The organism is Janthinobacterium sp. GMG2 (assembly GCF_033949445.1).
GTDB classification, from domain to species: Bacteria; Pseudomonadota; Gammaproteobacteria; order Burkholderiales; family Burkholderiaceae_D; genus Janthinobacterium; species Janthinobacterium aestuarii.
In genome coordinates, this window is sequence record NZ_JAXAWA010000006.1 from 103,527 (window position 1) to 119,180 (window position 15,654).

16 protein-coding genes and 1 riboswitch are annotated in these 15,654 nt (G+C 61.5%); of the genes, 7 read left to right on the forward strand and 9 right to left on the reverse strand.

The genetic code is table 11. The annotated features are described in order from the left end of the window. Positions 1–29: 29 nt before the first annotated feature. Positions 30–419, reverse strand: coding sequence for a hypothetical protein (locus SKZ59_RS20975; protein WP_139248196.1), 390 nt, complete (start codon positions 417–419; stop codon positions 30–32). Between the two features lie 263 nt (positions 420–682). Here SKZ59_RS20975 and ompR point away from each other — a divergent pair, with 263 nt between their 5' ends. Both ompR and SKZ59_RS20985 read left to right on the forward strand, forming a co-directional pair. Further along, positions 683–1,384 carry a two-component system response regulator OmpR gene (gene ompR / locus SKZ59_RS20980; protein ID WP_223278807.1) on the forward strand — a complete coding sequence of 234 codons (702 nt, stop codon included), beginning with the start codon at positions 683–685 and terminating at the stop codon, positions 1,382–1,384. A 13-nt stretch (positions 1,385–1,397) separates the two neighbouring features. Continuing rightward, on the forward strand, positions 1,398–2,756 hold the full coding sequence (locus tag SKZ59_RS20985) for a sensor histidine kinase (RefSeq protein WP_034749859.1): 1,359 nt from the start codon (positions 1,398–1,400) through the stop codon (positions 2,754–2,756). A 98-nt stretch (positions 2,757–2,854) separates the two neighbouring features. On the opposite strand, the gene SKZ59_RS20990 is transcribed toward SKZ59_RS20985, so the two are convergent. Beyond that, a complete protein-coding gene (locus SKZ59_RS20990; RefSeq protein ID WP_034749862.1) occupies positions 2,855–3,334 on the reverse strand; it encodes an Imm26 family immunity protein in 480 nt (159 codons plus the stop codon). Between the two features lie 125 nt (positions 3,335–3,459). Next, positions 3,460–3,765 carry a hypothetical protein gene (locus tag SKZ59_RS20995; RefSeq protein ID WP_034750230.1) on the reverse strand — a complete coding sequence of 102 codons (306 nt, stop codon included), beginning with the start codon at positions 3,763–3,765 and terminating at the stop codon, positions 3,460–3,462. A gap of 142 nt (positions 3,766–3,907) precedes the next feature. Here SKZ59_RS20995 and SKZ59_RS21000 point away from each other — a divergent pair, with 142 nt between their 5' ends. Then, positions 3,908–5,065: an iron-containing alcohol dehydrogenase gene (locus SKZ59_RS21000; RefSeq protein WP_034749865.1), complete on the forward strand. Its 1,158-nt coding sequence runs from the start codon at positions 3,908–3,910 to the stop codon at positions 5,063–5,065. 67 nt (positions 5,066–5,132) lie between these two features. Continuing rightward, positions 5,133–5,230, forward strand: a riboswitch (TPP riboswitch). An 85-nt stretch (positions 5,231–5,315) separates the two neighbouring features. Further along, entirely contained in the window at positions 5,316–7,463 is a 2,148-nt protein-coding gene (locus SKZ59_RS21005) for a TonB-dependent siderophore receptor (RefSeq protein WP_319992846.1), read from the forward strand. Here SKZ59_RS21005 and SKZ59_RS21010 read toward each other — a convergent pair. From SKZ59_RS21010 to SKZ59_RS21020, 3 genes are all read right to left on the reverse strand, one after another. After that, positions 7,460–8,008, reverse strand: coding sequence for an ATP-binding protein (locus SKZ59_RS21010; RefSeq protein WP_319992981.1), 549 nt, complete (start codon positions 8,006–8,008; stop codon positions 7,460–7,462). The genes SKZ59_RS21005 and SKZ59_RS21010 overlap by 4 nt on opposite strands. Continuing rightward, positions 8,008–8,619 carry a nicotinamide riboside transporter PnuC gene (gene pnuC / locus SKZ59_RS21015; protein WP_072454064.1) on the reverse strand — a complete coding sequence of 204 codons (612 nt, stop codon included), beginning with the start codon at positions 8,617–8,619 and terminating at the stop codon, positions 8,008–8,010. Before pnuC ends, SKZ59_RS21010 begins: the two co-directional genes overlap by 1 nt. Before the next feature lie 99 nt (positions 8,620–8,718). Beyond that, entirely contained in the window at positions 8,719–9,237 is a 519-nt protein-coding gene (locus SKZ59_RS21020; RefSeq protein ID WP_319992847.1) for a DUF2867 domain-containing protein, read from the reverse strand. 67 nt (positions 9,238–9,304) lie between these two features. On the opposite strand from SKZ59_RS21020, the gene SKZ59_RS21025 reads away from it, so the two are divergent. The 3 genes from SKZ59_RS21025 to SKZ59_RS21035 all read left to right on the forward strand — a co-directional run bounded on the left by SKZ59_RS21025 (position 9,305) and on the right by SKZ59_RS21035 (position 11,172). Next, positions 9,305–9,940, forward strand: a complete 636-nt coding sequence (locus tag SKZ59_RS21025) for a TetR/AcrR family transcriptional regulator (protein WP_319992848.1) — start codon at positions 9,305–9,307, stop codon at positions 9,938–9,940. Positions 9,941–9,953: 13 nt separating this feature from the next. Then, a complete protein-coding gene (locus SKZ59_RS21030) occupies positions 9,954–10,595 on the forward strand; it encodes a class I SAM-dependent methyltransferase (RefSeq protein WP_319992849.1) in 642 nt (213 codons plus the stop codon). A gap of 67 nt (positions 10,596–10,662) precedes the next feature. Beyond that, positions 10,663–11,172 (forward strand): hypothetical protein, encoded by a 510-nt coding sequence (locus SKZ59_RS21035; protein WP_319992850.1) that lies wholly within the window; start codon positions 10,663–10,665, stop codon positions 11,170–11,172. A gap of 11 nt (positions 11,173–11,183) precedes the next feature. Here the strand turns inward: SKZ59_RS21035 and SKZ59_RS21040 are convergent, their stop codons facing one another. The 3 genes from SKZ59_RS21040 to SKZ59_RS21050 all read right to left on the reverse strand — a co-directional run bounded on the left by SKZ59_RS21040 (position 11,184) and on the right by SKZ59_RS21050 (position 15,644). After that, a complete protein-coding gene (locus tag SKZ59_RS21040; protein WP_070302123.1) occupies positions 11,184–11,726 on the reverse strand; it encodes a hypothetical protein in 543 nt (180 codons plus the stop codon). A 262-nt stretch (positions 11,727–11,988) separates the two neighbouring features. Continuing rightward, positions 11,989–13,587, reverse strand: coding sequence for a tetratricopeptide repeat protein (locus tag SKZ59_RS21045; RefSeq protein ID WP_319992851.1), 1,599 nt, complete (start codon positions 13,585–13,587; stop codon positions 11,989–11,991). 2 nt (positions 13,588–13,589) lie between these two features. Next, positions 13,590–15,644 (reverse strand): phospholipase D-like domain-containing protein, encoded by a 2,055-nt coding sequence (locus tag SKZ59_RS21050; protein ID WP_319992852.1) that lies wholly within the window; start codon positions 15,642–15,644, stop codon positions 13,590–13,592. Positions 15,645–15,654 lie beyond the last annotated feature (10 nt).

Sequence of the window (15,654 nt, forward strand, 5' to 3'; positions counted from 1 at the left end):
ATGGCCCTGTCGGATGGGGTGCGCGGTGCCTAGCGGCGCGGCGGATTCGAGTAGATGTCCTGGCCCACTTCGTTGATCTGGCGGCGCAGGTCGCGGCGTTCGTCTGGCGTCATGCGGCCCGTGCGGCGCGAAGCGTCGGCGCCTTCGTTGGCGCGGCGCTGCTCTTCGGCGCGCGTGTCGAAACTGCGTGCGTCACGCTGCTCGCGCAGTCGCGTATCATTGCTGTTGCTGCGCTGTACCTGTTCATACCGCTGGGCCTGCATTTGCTGCTGGTCGTCACGGCGCGGTGGCGGCTGGTTTTGTGCCGACGCCAGGCTGGCGACAAACACGGAACACACGGCAAATGCGGACAGCACAGATGTACGTGCGGCAATAGCTGCGCTGGGAGCGGCGTGAATTTTTTTAGTAAAGATATTCATTGAGTTCCTCTTCCGCGATGCCGTATAAACTAAAGCTGATTTCCACTGTGGCCCCAGTGTATGATGCTTTACACGGTGCAGTAAGAGTAATTGGGTAAAGTTTGTAACACTTTGTAATGGGTCGCCACAGCCCCTTGCCGACGCCGCGCGAGGCGTTACTATAGCAACTAATATAAGATAACACGACACCTTAAATGACCACAACCTCCACTACCGGCAGCAATACAACAACGCAATCGATCCACGGCCACCAGGCAAAAATCATGGTGGTCGACGACGATGTGCGCCTGCGCGACCTGCTGCGGCGCTACCTGACCGAACAGGGCTTCAATGTCTTCACGGCAGAGAGCGCGACGGCCATGAACAAGCTGTGGCTGCGCGAACGCTACGACTTGCTGGTGCTCGACCTGATGTTGCCTGGTGAAGATGGCCTGTCGATCTGCCGCCGCCTGCGCGGCGCGGGCGACCAGACGCCGATCATCATGCTGACGGCCAAGGGCGAGGACGTGGACCGCATCGTGGGCCTGGAAATGGGTGCCGACGACTACCTGCCGAAACCATTCAATCCGCGCGAACTGGTGGCCCGCATTGGCGCCGTGCTGCGCCGCAAGGGTCCCGATGAAATCCCGGGCGCGCCGTCGGAAACGCCGCAAACCTTCGAGTTCGGCGACTTCGTGCTGGACCTGGGCACGCGTACCCTGAAAAAGAATGGCGAAACGGTGCCGCTGACGACCGGTGAATTTTCCGTGCTGAAAGTGTTTGCCCGCCATGCGCGCCAGCCGCTGTCGCGCGAAAAACTGATGGAACTGGCGCGCGGCCGCGAATATGAAGTGTTCGACCGCAGCCTGGACGTGCAGATTTCGCGCTTGCGCAAACTGATCGAACCCGACCCGTCGAGCCCGCTGTTCATCCAGACCGTGTGGGGCCTCGGCTACGTCTTCATCCCGGACGGACAGCCGCGCTGATCGCAGGCGAGGCATGATGAAGCTTGTTCCCGATATCAGCCTGGCGCGGCTGAAAAGCGGCCTGTTCTGGCGCACCTTTTTGCTGCTCGGCACCTTGACCACCGTCAGCATGATCACCTGGATCGGCATGATTTCCGTCATCCAGCGCGAGCCGCAGGCGCAGCAGATTTCCGCCCAGATCATTTCCGTCGTCACCATCACGCATGCGGCACTGACGCACTCGGCTCCCGAGCTGCGGCGCGAGCTGCTGTTCGACCTCGTCAGCAATGAAGGCATCCGCATCTTCTCGCTGGAAGAGGACGACCGCATCGAGCCGCCGCCCGACAATTACCTGATGCCCGACATCGAGGCGCTGGTGAAGGCCAAGCTGGGCAAGGACACGCGCTTTTCCGCGCGCGTCAACGGCGTGGCCGGCTTCTGGGTCAGCTTCAAGATCGACGACGACGAATACTGGCTGATGCTGGACCGCGAACGCCTGCGCGGCCTGACGGGCTTCCAATGGCTGGGCTGGGCCAGCCTGGTATCCCTGCTGTCCCTGCTGGGTGCAGCCATCATTTCCAGCCTGATCAATCTGCCGCTGTCGCGTTTGACGGCGGCCGCGCGCGACATCGCCAAGGGCAAGCAGCCGGCGCCGCTGCCGGAAAAGGGCCCGATCGAAATCATCGAGGCGAACCGCAGCTTCAACCAGATGGTCGATGATCTGAAACAGGTGGAATCGGACCGCGCCGTGATTCTGGCCGGCATTTCGCACGACTTGCGCACGCCGCTGGCGCGCATGCAGCTGGAAGTGGAAATGGCCAATCTGTCGGACGAGGCGCGCGAAGGCATCCAGTCCGATATCGGGCAAATGGACGCCATCATCGGCCAGTTCCTCGACTATGCCAAGCCGACGGAAGCGTCGAGTTTTACGGACGTCGACCTCAGCGGCTTGCTCAACGACATGACGCGCGAAGCGATGCGCCTGCCGGACGTGAAGATCAACGCCACCATCGCCGATGGCGCACATGCGATGGGCAACCCCACCGACTTGCGCCGCGTATTGAACAACCTGATCGAGAATGCGCGCCGCTATGGCAAGACGCCGGGCAGCGAGATGACGGAAATCGACATCGCCTGCCACGTACGTACCAGCCACGGCGCAAAAAAGGTGATCATCGAGGTGCAGGACCACGGCACGGGCGTGCCGGCGGAAAAGATCGAGCAGCTGATGAAACCGTTCACCCGCCTCGACACGGCGCGCGGGCAGGCCAACGGTGCCGGCCTGGGCCTGGCCATCGTCGACCGCGTGCTGCTGCGCCACGGCGCCGAATTACAGGTGCGCAACCGCGAAGGCGGCGGCCTGGCGTTTCAGATCAGCTTGCCAGCGGCGTAAAAATAATTGCGCCAGCGGTGCGGGCGATGTAGGTCGGATTGGCGGGAACCGCGTAATCCGACCTACGCTGCGCCAACATCACCGTCACCCAGCAGCAATCAAGCCGACGCCTGCTCCTGCGCCAGCAATTTACTCATCAACAATTCCGTCGCCCCGTAGCCGTACAAGGAATCGCTTTCCATGCCCGGCGTATCGAAGGGAATCGATTCCTCGCGGTTCAGCTTGGCAGGATCGGCGTCCGCATAACTGGCGCGCCAGGCGCGCTGCAAGGATTCGTTGCGGCGGATAAAGGCCGGCATGGGCCAGTCGTCACGGTTCCAGTGGGGACTGTCGCCCAGCAGGGGCCAGCGCTCGTTGAGCAGCGCCATGTCGCCCGTGCGCAGGCGGCGCACGGCCTGTTCCGGCCGCAAGCCTTCCAGCTCTTGCAGCGTGGGCAAGCTGTCGCGCTTCGGTCCGAACATATATGCCAACATGATGCGCCCGGCAGGCGCCCTGCGCGCCACCACGCCGACGGCATAACCGCCGCCCGGCAGGGGCACGGCAAACCAGCTGCCTTCTCGGTATGGTAATGATTTCATTTCTAAAAGCCCCCTGGAATACACCGGACAGTCGCTGCTATCCGGCGTTAAATTTAATTAGGGGCACAGTCTACGCGAAGCGATGCGAAAGTGGCGCATGGTACGCCACAACAACAAACCAATAGTTACAATATTTTCTCGTCATAGTGATACTGGGCAACAATCGGCCCCGCCTTGAACAGCGCTTCCTTCATGGCCGTGTCCAGGCGCGCATCGCGGCGGCGCATCCATTCGAGCAGCATGGCCGCTTCCTTGCGGCTCGTGTCCCCCGCATGCGCGAGCACGCGGCGCAGTTCCGGGTCCGTGCACGCCTCGAAACGCTGGCTATTCAAGTCCAGCGCCTGCAGCGCGGCGATGGTGGCGCCGATGGCGCGGTGCATGTCGAGCGCGGTGGCCGGCAGGCCGGATTCTTCCAGTGGGACGGTGGTCATGCGCATTCCTTTTCGCGTGGTGGTGACATCGGCTGCATTCTCCACCGCGCGGGCGAAAAGCTCAAGCGTCCACGACACGTTTCCACCCGTTCGGCCATAATCATGGCTCAGCAACAGCCTAAACCTCAGCGGCAGGAGCCCCATGTTCAATTTCGACTTTTACAATCCGACGCAAATCCTCTTCGGCCAGGGCCAGATCGCCGCCATCACGGCGCTGATCCCGCCCCAGGCCAGAGTGCTCATGACGTATGGCGGCGGCAGCATCAAGCAGAACGGCGTCTACGATGAAGTCAAGGCGGCGCTGGCCGGGCATACGATGATCGAGTTTGCCGGCATCGAACCCAATCCCAGCTATGAAACCCTGATGCAGGCCGTGGCCCTCGTGAAAAGCGAGCGCATCGATTTCCTGCTGGCCGTCGGCGGCGGCTCTGTGGTCGATGGCACCAAGTTCATCGCCGCCGCCGCCCTGCACGAGGGTGAGGCGTGGGACATCCTGGCCAAGGGCGGCAAGATCGTCGAGGCCGCCCTGCCCTTCGGCACTGTCTTGACGTTACCGGCCACGGGGTCCGAAATGAATGGCTCGGCCGTGATCACGCGCAAGGCCACGCAGGAAAAACGCTCGTTCATGAGCCGCAAGGTGTATCCGAAATTCTCCGTGCTGGACCCGTCGAAAACGTTCACCTTGCCGCTGCGCCAGGTGGGCAATGGCGTCGTCGACGCGTTCGCGCATGTGATGGAGCAATACCTGACCTACCCTGTGAACGCCTCCGTGCAGGACCGCTTTGCCGAAGGCATCCTGCTGACCCTGATCGAGGAAGGCCCGAAGGCGCTGTCGCATCCCGATGACTACGACGTGCGCGCCAACGTGATGTGGAGCGCCACTCTGGCCTTGAACGGCCTGATCGGCGTGGGCGTGCCGCAGGACTGGTCCACGCACGCCATCGGCCACGAATTGACGGCCTTGTACGAGCTCGATCATGCGCAAACCCTGGCCATCATCCTGCCCAGCATGCTGCGCGTGCGCAAGCAGGCCAAGCGCGCCAAGCTGCTGCAGTATGCGGCCCGCGTCTGGGGCCTGGACGGCGGCGACGAAGATGGCCGCATCGAGGCGGCCATCGCGCGCACGGAATTCTTCTTCCGCCACATGGGTGTCAAGACGCGCCTGGCCGACTACGGCCTGAACCATGCGAGTGTGGATGCAGTCGTGTCCGCCCTGGAAGCGCACGGCATGACGGCGCTGGGCGAACAGCGTGAAATCACGCCCGCCATCAGCCGCAAGGTGCTGGAACTTAGCCTGTAGATTCGCACCACACTGTTGTAAAACGGTCAGCCGGGTGGGACAGCTGGCCGTGCTTCATGCTAAGCTGTCATTTCGCTAGGGGTCCTGGAGCAGTCATCCGGGTGAGAGATACCCTTCGTACCTGATCTGGATAATGCCAGCGAAGGAAAGCGCAAAGTACCTCCCTCCTTTGATAGCTCCTGCGTTGGCGCCAGCCGAACAAGCAGCCTGCCGTGCTCTTTACAGAGACGGCTTGAACCACGAGCAATCTATGTCCACACCGAATTTATCCGTTTCTGTTTTGACCCTGGCGATCCTGCACGCGTTTGCCGCACCGGCCTTTGCCGCGAATGACGCCGCCGAAACCGCTGCCCCGCAGGCCCAGAGCATGGCCGAAGTCGTCGTCACGGCCAGCAAGGCGCCGGCCGCCAAGCGCGCCTCCGTCGGTGGTTTTTCCGACGCGCCGCTGCTGCAGACACCGGCGTCCGTCACCGTCATTTCACAGAAAGACATGCAGGACTTGCAGATCCGCAATCTCAGCGATGCCGTCAAGCTCGACGCCAGCATCAACGACGCCTACAACGCTGTCGGCTATGCGGAACAGTTTTCCATCCGCGGCTTCAAGCTCGACAACAATTCCAGCTACCGCAAGGATGGCGTGGCCATTCCTGGCGACACGCAAATTCCGCTGGAAAACAAGGAGCGCATCGAAGTACTGAAGGGCCTGGCCGGCTTGCAGGCAGGCGTGGCCGCGCCGGGCGGCGTGATCGACTTCATCGTCAAGCGCCCCACTGCCGCACCGCTGCGCAGCGTCACCGTGGAAACGCGCGAGCGCGGCACCCTGTATGGCGCCGTCGACCTGGGCGGCCGCCTGGAAGACACGCGCTTCGGCTACCGCGTCAACGTGGCGGCCGAGCGCCTGCGCTCCTACATCAAGGGCGCGGATGGCAACCGCAAGTTCATTTCCGGTGCCTTCGACTGGCAAATCTCGCCGCAAGCGCTGCTGCAACTCGATGCCGACTACCAGGACAAGGCACAGGCGACGGCGCCCGGCTTCCAGCTGCTGAATAACACGACCTTGCCGACCGGCATCAGCGCCGACGCCATGCTCAACCTGCAGCCGTGGACGCGCCCCGTGGAAACTGTCACCAGCAATATCGGCCTGCGCTTCCAGTACGCATTCAATGACGACTGGCGCGCCACCCTGTCGGCCAACCAGCACTCGTTCAAGCGCGACGACTACACGGCCTTCCCGTACGGCTGCAGTGCGCAAGACCTGTACCCTGGCTTCTGCGGCAATGGCGACTACGACGTGTATGACTACCGCAGCCTGGGCGAGACGAAAAAGCCGCTGAGCGCGCAAGCCATGATCCAGGGCAAGTTTGCCACCGGTAGCCTGCGCCATGAATTCACGGCCGGCGTCTCGACCTTCCGCCGCAAGGACCGCGCGGGCCTGTACGTGTACGACTGGGCTGGCGTAAGCAACATCTACCACCCGCAGATCGTCGACATGTCGACGGGTGTGCAAGGCCCCGTGCGCCTGGTGCGCAAGGACACGGAAAACTCCGTCTTCGTGCAGGATATCGTGAGCCTGGCGCCGAGCTGGAAGCTGCATGGCGGCTTGCGCCATATCGACGTCGACGGCTACCAGTATGTACTGAAGGCCGACAAGGAAATCCGCGCCAAGCACGACTTCCTGCTGCCCAACGTGTCGCTCGTCTACACCCCGCTCGACAATATCTCCGTGTATGCGGCCTATTCGCAAGGCATGGAACATGGCGGCACGGCCGACCGCAAGGCGATGAATGCCAACGAGGAACTCACGCCCAGCCGCTCCAAGCAGATCGAGCTTGGCGCGAAGATGGATGTGACGCCGGACTTCATGGTCGCGGCCAGCCTGTTCCAGATCCGCAAGGGCCTGGAATTCCAGAATACCGCAGGCTACTTCGTGCGCGAAGGCCAGGCACAGCACCGTGGACTGGAATTATCGGCCCAGGGCAAGGCAACTTCTAACTTGAGCCTGGGCGCCTCCGTGACAGCCCTGAACAGCCAGCAGTCAGGCACGGGCAATGCGGACCTCGATGGCAAGCGCGTGCCCAACGTGCCGGCCTTCAAGGCAGCCGTGCATGCGGACTACGCCGTGCAGCAGGTGGCAGGCTTGAGCGTGAATGGCAGCTGGGAATTTGCGGGCAAGAAAGCGTTTGAGTACAACAACACGACCTTCGTGCCGTCGTACAACGTGTTCAACCTGGGCGCCGCCTGGGCCACGCGCATCGCCGGCACGCGCACCGTGCTGCGCGCCAGCGTCAACAACGTGGCAGACAAGTTCTACTGGCGCGACGTGACGCCGGAATCGGACGGCTATCTGTATCCGGGCGCCAGCCGCACGTTCAAGGTGTCGGCGCAGTTCGACTTTTAATTGAGGGAAATGGCAGGCGCTGCAGCTAGCGCCTGCTGCAGCAAAGGCGTCGCCTGTTCCAGGCGTGCCTCCAGGCTGTCGTGCAGCACGTGGTAGGCGATGCCGCGCGCGTCGAGCTCGTCGAGCAGGTAGCGGTAGATCAGCTGGCGCACGGCTTCGGACTCGCGCTGCAAGCCGTCGGCCACCCACGGGCTGTCGGGCGCCGTCACCAACGTCAAATCGTACTGCGTGGCATCGGCCAGCGCCGCCAGCGGTGCATCGGCGCCATCGAAATAATGGCGGCTGTAGACGACCGTCATCAACGGCGTCGTGTCGCAAAACAGGAAGTTGCGCGCTTGCGCGGCGGCTGCCGCCTCGCGTTCGACTTGTGCGCGCGCAATGCCATACTGGTCGGCCGCGACGGGCACCCTGCCCTGCGTTTCGACAAATTCACGTAAATACTCGGGCACCCAGACGGTGCCGTAGCGCTCGGCCAGGGCGGCCGCCAGGGTCGACTTGCCCGACGATTCCGCGCCCAGGATCGCCACACGCACGCAACGATCCATCACTTGAGGACCATCGCATCGGGCGCGGCCGGCGCCGACTTTCTCCACGCCAGCAAGCCAATGATGGCCATCACGACGAAGAACGCATACAGCACGGCCGTCAGGGTCAGGCCCTTGTGCAGGTACAGCCACACGTACAGCACGTCGACGATGATCCAGGCGATCCAGTTTTCCAGCTTTTTGCGCGACAGCAGGAATTGGCCCACCAGGCTGCCTGCCGTGAGGAAACCATCCGCATGGGGCACGTCCGTATCCGTCGTCGTCAGCAGCCAGGCGATCAACAGGAAGCCGACCAGCCATCCCGCGCCGCAAGCCAGCCAGCCGCGGCCATCAAGGCGCGTCACGGGCAAGGTCTTGCCGCCGCTGACCGGATGCAGCCACTGGTACCAGCCCCAGAACGAGACGCTGATGAACAGCAGTTGCAAGGCCATGTCGCCGTACAGACGCGACTCGAAAAACACGAAACCGTAGGCGGCCGAGGAAATGATGGCGAACAGCCACGCCCAGTGATTCTGGCGGATGTTCAGCGCAACGGTTGTCAGTGCCAGGACAAAGGAAATCAGTTCAAGCGGCGTGGTGGCAAAACCCAGCAGGAGAAGCGTATCGTTCATGGGAATCGTGATGAGGCTGGTGGTGCAGTATGCAATACCGGCCATGAATAAGCAAGATTGCCCGCAGCGTCAGCCCCGCCCCTGCCTTGTTCAACCGGCTCAGGCAAAGCCTTCCTTGACGGCGCGCGCCAGCGTACGCCGCACAACCAGCTTGTGAAATGGCCGGATCAGCAGGATGTAGCTACGCCCTATCCAGTTATGGCAATGCACGACGGTGGAAAAGGTGATGCTGCCATGCAGCCCCGCGTCCCGGTTGCGCAGCACGGACAAACGGAAGTCCAGGTGGCTGTCGTCCTCGCCCACGATGATTTCATCATCGCTGACAGCGTAGATGCGAAAGATGCCGATGCGTCCATCAGGTTTGGCCGCCAGCTGTTTCGCCGTCTTGATGCCGAAGGGCGTGACAATAATGTCGCGCACCGCCAGCAGCCACTGCGCCCAGCGCGGCTGGCTGCACAGCACCACGCGCGCCAGGGCCTGCATATCCATCTGCCGCACGCCAGCGCTGGGCAGGCCGACGGCATACGCGTCGGCCAGGTTGCTGCCCTGGTACAAAGGGGCGATGCTGGCGCCGGGCGGCATGGCCACGGCGCGTACCACGTTGCTCATCTCTTGCATGTGCTCTCCATGTGTTCAGTGATAACATGACCATCATACACGACAATGTGAACAGCGATAACATAGAATGAACACAAGCAGCAATTATCACCATGGCAACCTGCGCGACACCCTGGTCGCCGCCACCATCGCGCAACTGGCGCAGCAGCACGACGCCACCCTCTCGCTACGCGAACTGGCGCGCACGGTGGGCGTATCGATCGCCGCCGTATACCGCCACTTCCCCAGCAAGGAAGCCTTGCTGGCCGACGTGGCGGCCGCCGGTTTCGCCAGCCTGATCGCCAAATGGGAAGCGGAACTGCCGCCGCAGGGCAGCCTGCCCTCCGAACAGCGTTTTCAGCTGCTGGGCGAGCAATACATCGAATTCGCCCTGTCTTCGCCCGCCCACTACAGGCTGATGTTCGAGCACCAAGACGTGCGCCAGTTCCCCGCCCTGCTGGAAGCGGCGCAAGCGTGCTTCCAGTACGTGCTGCAGACGGCCGGCGCGGCAGTGCGAGAAGCGGGTCTCGATCCGCGCTGGGACAAGGCCGCCGCCAGCGCCGGCTGGTCGCTGGGCCACGGCTACGTGATGCTGCTGCTGAGTGGCCGGCTGGCCATGGCGGACGGCGGCGACGATTTGTCACCGGCCATGGTGCCGCGATTTTTCCAGTTGCCCGTGGAGGCCTTGCGGCAGGCGCGCCAGCAAGCGGGAGAACAGCCATGATGAGCATCGCCAGATGCGCCCGCTGATCATGCAGAATCCCATGGACTCATCCACTGTCCCCGGCACCGAAGGCTATGCGGACAATGCAGGAGGGCTCATCGCCCGATATGAAAGCGTTGCCTTCCTGGATAAATACCGCCCCGTTGCCCATCTCTTGCCGACGCGGCCAGGCGCCGTGCTCGACATCGGCGCCGGAACCGGCGGCGACGCGGCGTGGCTGGCAAGCCTGGGCCACACGGTGATCGCGCTTGAGCCCGTTGCCGCCTTCCGCGCGGCGGGCATGCAGGCGCATGCCCTGGCCAACCTTGAATGGATCAACGACAGCCTGCCCGCCCTGTCCACGATAGGTGCGCGCCACACCAGGTATGACCTGATTGTCGTCGCTGCCGTCTGGATGCATCTGGCAGCGGAAGAAAGGATGGAGGCGATGGGCAATATCAGCGCATTGCTCAAGCCCGGCGCAGTACTCGTCATTTCCCTGAGGCATGGCCCGGCCCCGGAAGGCCGCCGCATCTTTGACGTATCCGCCAGTGAAACGGCAGACCTGGCGATGCGGCATGGACTCAAGGTCATACTGAGCACGCAGGCGCCATCCATCCAGCCGCAGAACCGCCAGGCGGGGGTGAGCTGGTCCTGGCTGGTCTTTGAGAAATGATTCAAGCTGAAGCAGCGTGCGCCAGGCAGCTGAGAGGCAGGCATTCAGCCGAGACCAGCCACTATTTTTGAAACACCGTCAATTTATGCACAATATATCGATAGACACCCTCTCAGTGATCGCCAGGCAATGCATTGCCGTGACGTGCCTGCAGCGCTTTTGCCTGCGCTTCGACATTCACCATCCGGCGCTGTCCGCGTTCGCCGGCCACATATGGAAAATAACGCAGGTCGCGCCCGGAGATTTTGCGGCCTGGGAGCGCGGCTTTGCGTCCCTGGCTGTGACGGGCATGGGCGATCCCTGGCCGGACGACATCCGTACGGCAATACCCGGGCACCTGCTCGGCGCGCTGGAGCAGCTTGTTCAGCATGTGCTGGAAACGAGCGCCTGTACCTGGCATGGCGACGACCTTCCGGCAAGCCGGCGCCAGCTGGAAGCCGTGCTTGACATCTGTGTCCGGCATGATGTGGCGGTACCGCAACTTGCGCACTATGCGCAGCACGATACGGCGCCGCGCGGCGGCTGGGGGCCGATGCTCACGGACGCCGAAGTCAGGGCCTGGAAAGCCCTGATATAGCAGTCAGCCCCTCATGCATGGCTGGCCAATGCCGCCAGCCGCACCTGGTCGAGCAGCCGTTCCTCTTCATCCGTATCGGCATCGATTTGCGTGACCACGGTCCAGAATGGCGCGCAGGTCCTGATCTGCTCGAAAGCATGGTGCGTTTCAAGCCGTACCATGGTTTTTCTCAGGCTGTGCAGATAGCCTTCCTCGATGGACTCGAGCAAGTCGTCATCGGCAGCGTCGATCAGATCGAGCAGCGCGCCTTCTATCCTTGCATGCCTCTCTTCCCATAGTTGGCCGATTTCAGGCACATCGACTTCCATGCACTCGTTCGACCAGTCCGGCGGGTAGTCACCGCGCGCCCGGCTATCGGGGTCGGTGTCAAAACTCAGCGAAAGGGACGGGAACGATACGGCGTTGAAGGCAAAGGCTGAAAATTCCTGGTCTTTGAATGGGGATCCGCCCAGCACCGCCAGCGAGGCGCTGGCCAGCTTGAACCAGGTTTCTTCAACAGCGTATGCCGCTTCAAACGTTTGCCAGTCGGGCAGCGAATCGGGAGTCAGGGACATGGCGGGCCTGTCGAAAAAGAATAGCGGTGGATAGTGCGAGGAATTATACGTGGCACAGCCAAGGCGGCAGGCGGTGGTGCGTGTACAGTGCGGACGATGCCGGGAGCACAAACCGGTGACTCAGAGCGGCCCTTCATCGTCAGCGCGGCGAAAAAAAGACCGCACCCGCCTAGGGAGCCGGGGCCAGGTCGGATATGCAGATAGAAACTATTTCTTAGGCTGGGACAGGGTCGCCTATGAGAGATATCGCTAACGTTCAGCCTTAGCCGAGATCTGCAAGGGACGCATCCATCAAATGCCACGTCACATCGTCGTCTGGCAAATCGAGCAGCCAGTCGCGGCGCGGTCGCGGGAACGGCGCGCCTTGGGTCAGCCACGCCTGGCGCCAGTACTGGTTGACGATCGCCTGCAGCGGATGGTCGGCCGCCACCCACGGTTGCCAGACGCCGCTGACCGGACAGGCCTGGTCGCAAGCGCAGCTCAACCATGGCTCGGGCCGCGCCACCTCGCGCAGCAAGCCGTGCACCGCGCGCGGTTCCACTGCCCCATGGTTGTGCCGTATCGTCAGACACTGTTCCCATATCACGGGGCCGTAACGGCTCTTGCCATCGGTATCGAGCACGCTGAAATGGCGGAACTCTTCGCCTTCACCGAACAGCCAGGCCGGTTCCGTCAAACCCTGCCCAGCGACAGGTTGCCAGTATGCGGAAAATGGCGCGGTCGGCGCGTCGCTATGCAAGCCGGTGGGCCGCAACGCATAGCCGGCTGTCAGGAAATACGGTTCTTTTGAAAGCGACGCAGCGCCTGGCTGCGGAATGGCTGGCGGCGGACGCACGCCCATGGCGGCGTCGAGCAGGCTCTTTCGTTGACCATCCCACGGCGGCAGATCGGCCGGTGGCAATGGCAGAATTTTATCGAGGTTGGGAAAGCGGCGATTGGGGTTGAAGCCGAGGGCATCACCTAACATTCCATATCGTAAGCCTCGAGCCTTATCGATGTGCGGAGCAAACATATTGGCTAAATCAAAGGGATGGTCAAATTCTATTTGCAATGCGTTAGCGCAATTTTCACAACCAAATTTGACACCCTCATGCAATACTTTTAGGGCACGCGCTTTTGTTTCAGGGGTACCGCCCCCATTTGCAGTCCCATCAGATGATCTTAAAACCACATATAAATAATGCAAATCAAATGCAGCTTGGCCATACCCTTGTGCAAGCGCGCACTCAAGCATTTTGGTCGCTACAGGAATGTTGCCCCACATTCCGATACTTGGATGATCCTCTCCAGCCGTCAATTTCTCGCCTAAAAAGCCCAGCGCTTGCGGGTTACCCATCTGCGCCGCCTTTTGCCAGAAAGCATAAGCGCGAGTGATGTCGCCGTCAACGCCGGTGCTATTCGCATAATACGTCCCCATCCTGTCATATGCCGCCGGTATGCCCAGCCGCATCGCCTTTTCCACCAGTTGCACCGCTTCTTCCTCTCCATGCAAGGGATCGCGCCCTTCCACATACAGGCTGGCCAGATTGAGCATCGCCTTCCAGTGCAATCGCTCCGCCGCCCTATGTGTCAGATCGACGATTTTTCTGTAGTCTCGGTCTTCCACGGCAATTTCGGGATCTTCCATGGCACGCGCTTCGAGGAACCAATCCTCGGCTTGCGCATCGATGGGCGGCACCTTGCTCGCCTCGGTTTCACAAATAAAATGAGGAACATGCGGATTGAAGAGTGGCAGGCTTTGGTCGCGTGGCAGGACTTCTTTCGTATCGTTTGACATTTTGCAGGCGCCTAAAGTGAAAATCAGGAAAACTGCCAAGATAAAAAAAGGCAGGGGGAAGGGGAAATTTTTATAGTTTTTCATGCTCACCCCAAACGTATCGTGGAGCTGCGTTTGTCTTCTAATGGCAGCAAAAAACCGGTCATTTTCTTTAAAATTGCATTTTCCGATTTTTCAAATTTTTTCTTGCGATTACTTCGCATCAAATTATTCCAATCTTTGAATGCGGTGACAATCTCCCCCTTCGTCCCACCCCCGCCATCGATCAATCCCCCGCTATGCATGCGCCACACCCGCTTGCGCAAATCGCTGGCCACGCGGCGGTCGGTGGTGGCGATATTGATTTCGCTGTCGACAGCCATGCTGCGCTGGTTCAGGTTGGCGCTGCCCAAGGTCATGAACACGTCGTCGACCAGCATCAATTTGGAATGGATATAGATTTCACGGTAACGCCAGCGGTCGTTATCGAACGCGCTGACATTGAGCATGGCCACCGAGACCTTCAGCCCGAATTCGCTTTCAAGCATCATCGCGCCGGGTTTGTTGATGCCGTTGGAATGCCGCACCACGTCGGGCAACTTGACTTCCGCCTCGGTGGAAATGCCGAATCCTGCCCTGACACGCCGGGTTTTCGGTCGCTTGTTGTAGTCGTCGATCATGATATTTTGCCCCGTCATGCCAGCGTGCTGCCCCAGCGCCGCCAGCGTGTCGTGGGTGCGCGGCACCATCTGCGCGCGTTCCGGCACCGGAATGACGATGAACACGTGCATGACCGGCATGTCTTCAAGACTCTTGCCCGCCTTGACACTGCCGGCCTTCCAGGCGGCGACCACCTTCTTGCGCTCGGCCAGCAAATGCCGCGCCCAATCTTCATACTGGAAATACTGGTTTTCCACATACAGGTAGCCGGCTGCCAGGCTGGCCTGGGTCACGGCGCGAAAGTAGGTTTCCTTGATGGTTTTGTCCTGCTCCTCGGGCTGCGTCAGGACGATCTGCACGGTGGAGTCGTCCGGCCCGGCCTCGCGCAACAGCCGCGCCGGTGGGCTGCCACATGGCAACTCCTGGCTAACACAGTCGGTGGAAGCCGAACGCGTGCGGTCGTCGATAGCGCGGTCCCATGCCTTTACGAAATTGTTGTACAGCGCGATCAATGCCTTGCCGCCGTCGATGCGGCAGGCGTAATCCTGATAGGGCTTCAAGGTGGCGAACCCGCCGTCCGCGGCCATTCCCTGCAAGCACTCGCGCCGCTCGTTGACGCCGCCCTGTTCGCGGCGCGTATCGTCGAGCAGATGGGCCGTCGTGTCCCAATAATCGGTCACCGAGTTCAGGCCCATCACGTAACCAACGGCCTTGGCCCCCTCTTCGTGGTCGAAATCGATCAGGACAGGCTTCTGGTGGTGCGTGCCCAGGTATTGCATGCCGGGCTTTTCGATTTCGCCCATCGTCAAGCCGCGCGGCTGGTTTATTTCGGTCGAGATACTCTTGCTGATTGCGCCGCTGTCGCCGTGGCGCAAACGAATCGTGATACCACTCAGCATGCCCTTAAACGCCGCCACATACCAGTTGTAGCAATATTCTTCACGCGCCAGCATCGGGATATCCTCGGGCCGGACCCTATCACCCCTGAAACCGCCGCTGAACATCGCTTTCCTGGCGACCGCGTCCTGCAACATCGCCAGGCTGGCTTTTGCGCTGATGTCGTCGGCCCGCTGTCCATCGGTTTTCCATGGCGAGGTGCCGTGCGAATGGCCCGGCATATTGTGCACCATCGGCGAACCGATCCGATCATGCCAGATCAGCAGGCGTACCCTGACGTGACGCCGTGCGGCGGCGATCAGCAAGTCGCCAAACGTGTCGCCACGCGGCCAGGTGGCACCGTTGCCGCGCACCAGTTCCATACCCGGGTCGAAGCCCCAGCAGCACAGGTCGACCGAATGTTTAGCCTTGGCGATTTCCGCGGCGATGTCGGCGAACGCTTCCTGTCCGCAAATGAACAGCGTCAGCTTGTTGTTATGCGTAATCGGGTGGCTGGCCTTGCCTTTCAGGTTGCGGTTTTCCAGCAGCCACTGGAGCGAACTGGTCGCGCTGCGGCCGACTTCGTCGATATGGGTGGTTTCGATACGGCCGCTCGATTCCGGCATGGCGCTCTCC

Bases quoted from the DNA above. Each gene is read 5' to 3' on its own strand.
- SKZ59_RS20975 (WP_139248196.1), bottom strand. From the start codon at position 419: ATGAATATCTTTACTAAAAAAATTCACGCCGCTCCCAGCGCAGCTATT.
- ompR (WP_223278807.1), top strand. From the start codon at position 683: ATGGTGGTCGACGACGATGTGCGCCTGCGCGACCTGCTGCGGCGCTAC.
- SKZ59_RS20985 (WP_034749859.1), top strand. From the start codon at position 1,398: ATGATGAAGCTTGTTCCCGATATCAGCCTGGCGCGGCTGAAAAGCGGC.
- SKZ59_RS20990 (WP_034749862.1), bottom strand. From the start codon at position 3,334: ATGAAATCATTACCATACCGAGAAGGCAGCTGGTTTGCCGTGCCCCTG.
- SKZ59_RS20995 (WP_034750230.1), bottom strand. From the start codon at position 3,765: ATGACCACCGTCCCACTGGAAGAATCCGGCCTGCCGGCCACCGCGCTC.
- SKZ59_RS21000 (WP_034749865.1), top strand. From the start codon at position 3,908: ATGTTCAATTTCGACTTTTACAATCCGACGCAAATCCTCTTCGGCCAG.
- SKZ59_RS21005 (WP_319992846.1), top strand. From the start codon at position 5,316: ATGTCCACACCGAATTTATCCGTTTCTGTTTTGACCCTGGCGATCCTG.
- SKZ59_RS21010 (WP_319992981.1), bottom strand. From the start codon at position 8,008: ATGGATCGTTGCGTGCGTGTGGCGATCCTGGGCGCGGAATCGTCGGGC.
- pnuC (WP_072454064.1), bottom strand. From the start codon at position 8,619: ATGAACGATACGCTTCTCCTGCTGGGTTTTGCCACCACGCCGCTTGAA.
- SKZ59_RS21020 (WP_319992847.1), bottom strand. From the start codon at position 9,237: ATGCAAGAGATGAGCAACGTGGTACGCGCCGTGGCCATGCCGCCCGGC.
- SKZ59_RS21025 (WP_319992848.1), top strand. From the start codon at position 9,305: ATGAACACAAGCAGCAATTATCACCATGGCAACCTGCGCGACACCCTG.
- SKZ59_RS21030 (WP_319992849.1), top strand. From the start codon at position 9,954: ATGCGCCCGCTGATCATGCAGAATCCCATGGACTCATCCACTGTCCCC.
- SKZ59_RS21040 (WP_070302123.1), bottom strand. From the start codon at position 11,726: ATGTCCCTGACTCCCGATTCGCTGCCCGACTGGCAAACGTTTGAAGCG.
- SKZ59_RS21045 (WP_319992851.1), bottom strand. From the start codon at position 13,587: ATGAAAAACTATAAAAATTTCCCCTTCCCCCTGCCTTTTTTTATCTTG.
- SKZ59_RS21050 (WP_319992852.1), bottom strand. From the start codon at position 15,644: ATGCCGGAATCGAGCGGCCGTATCGAAACCACCCATATCGACGAAGTC.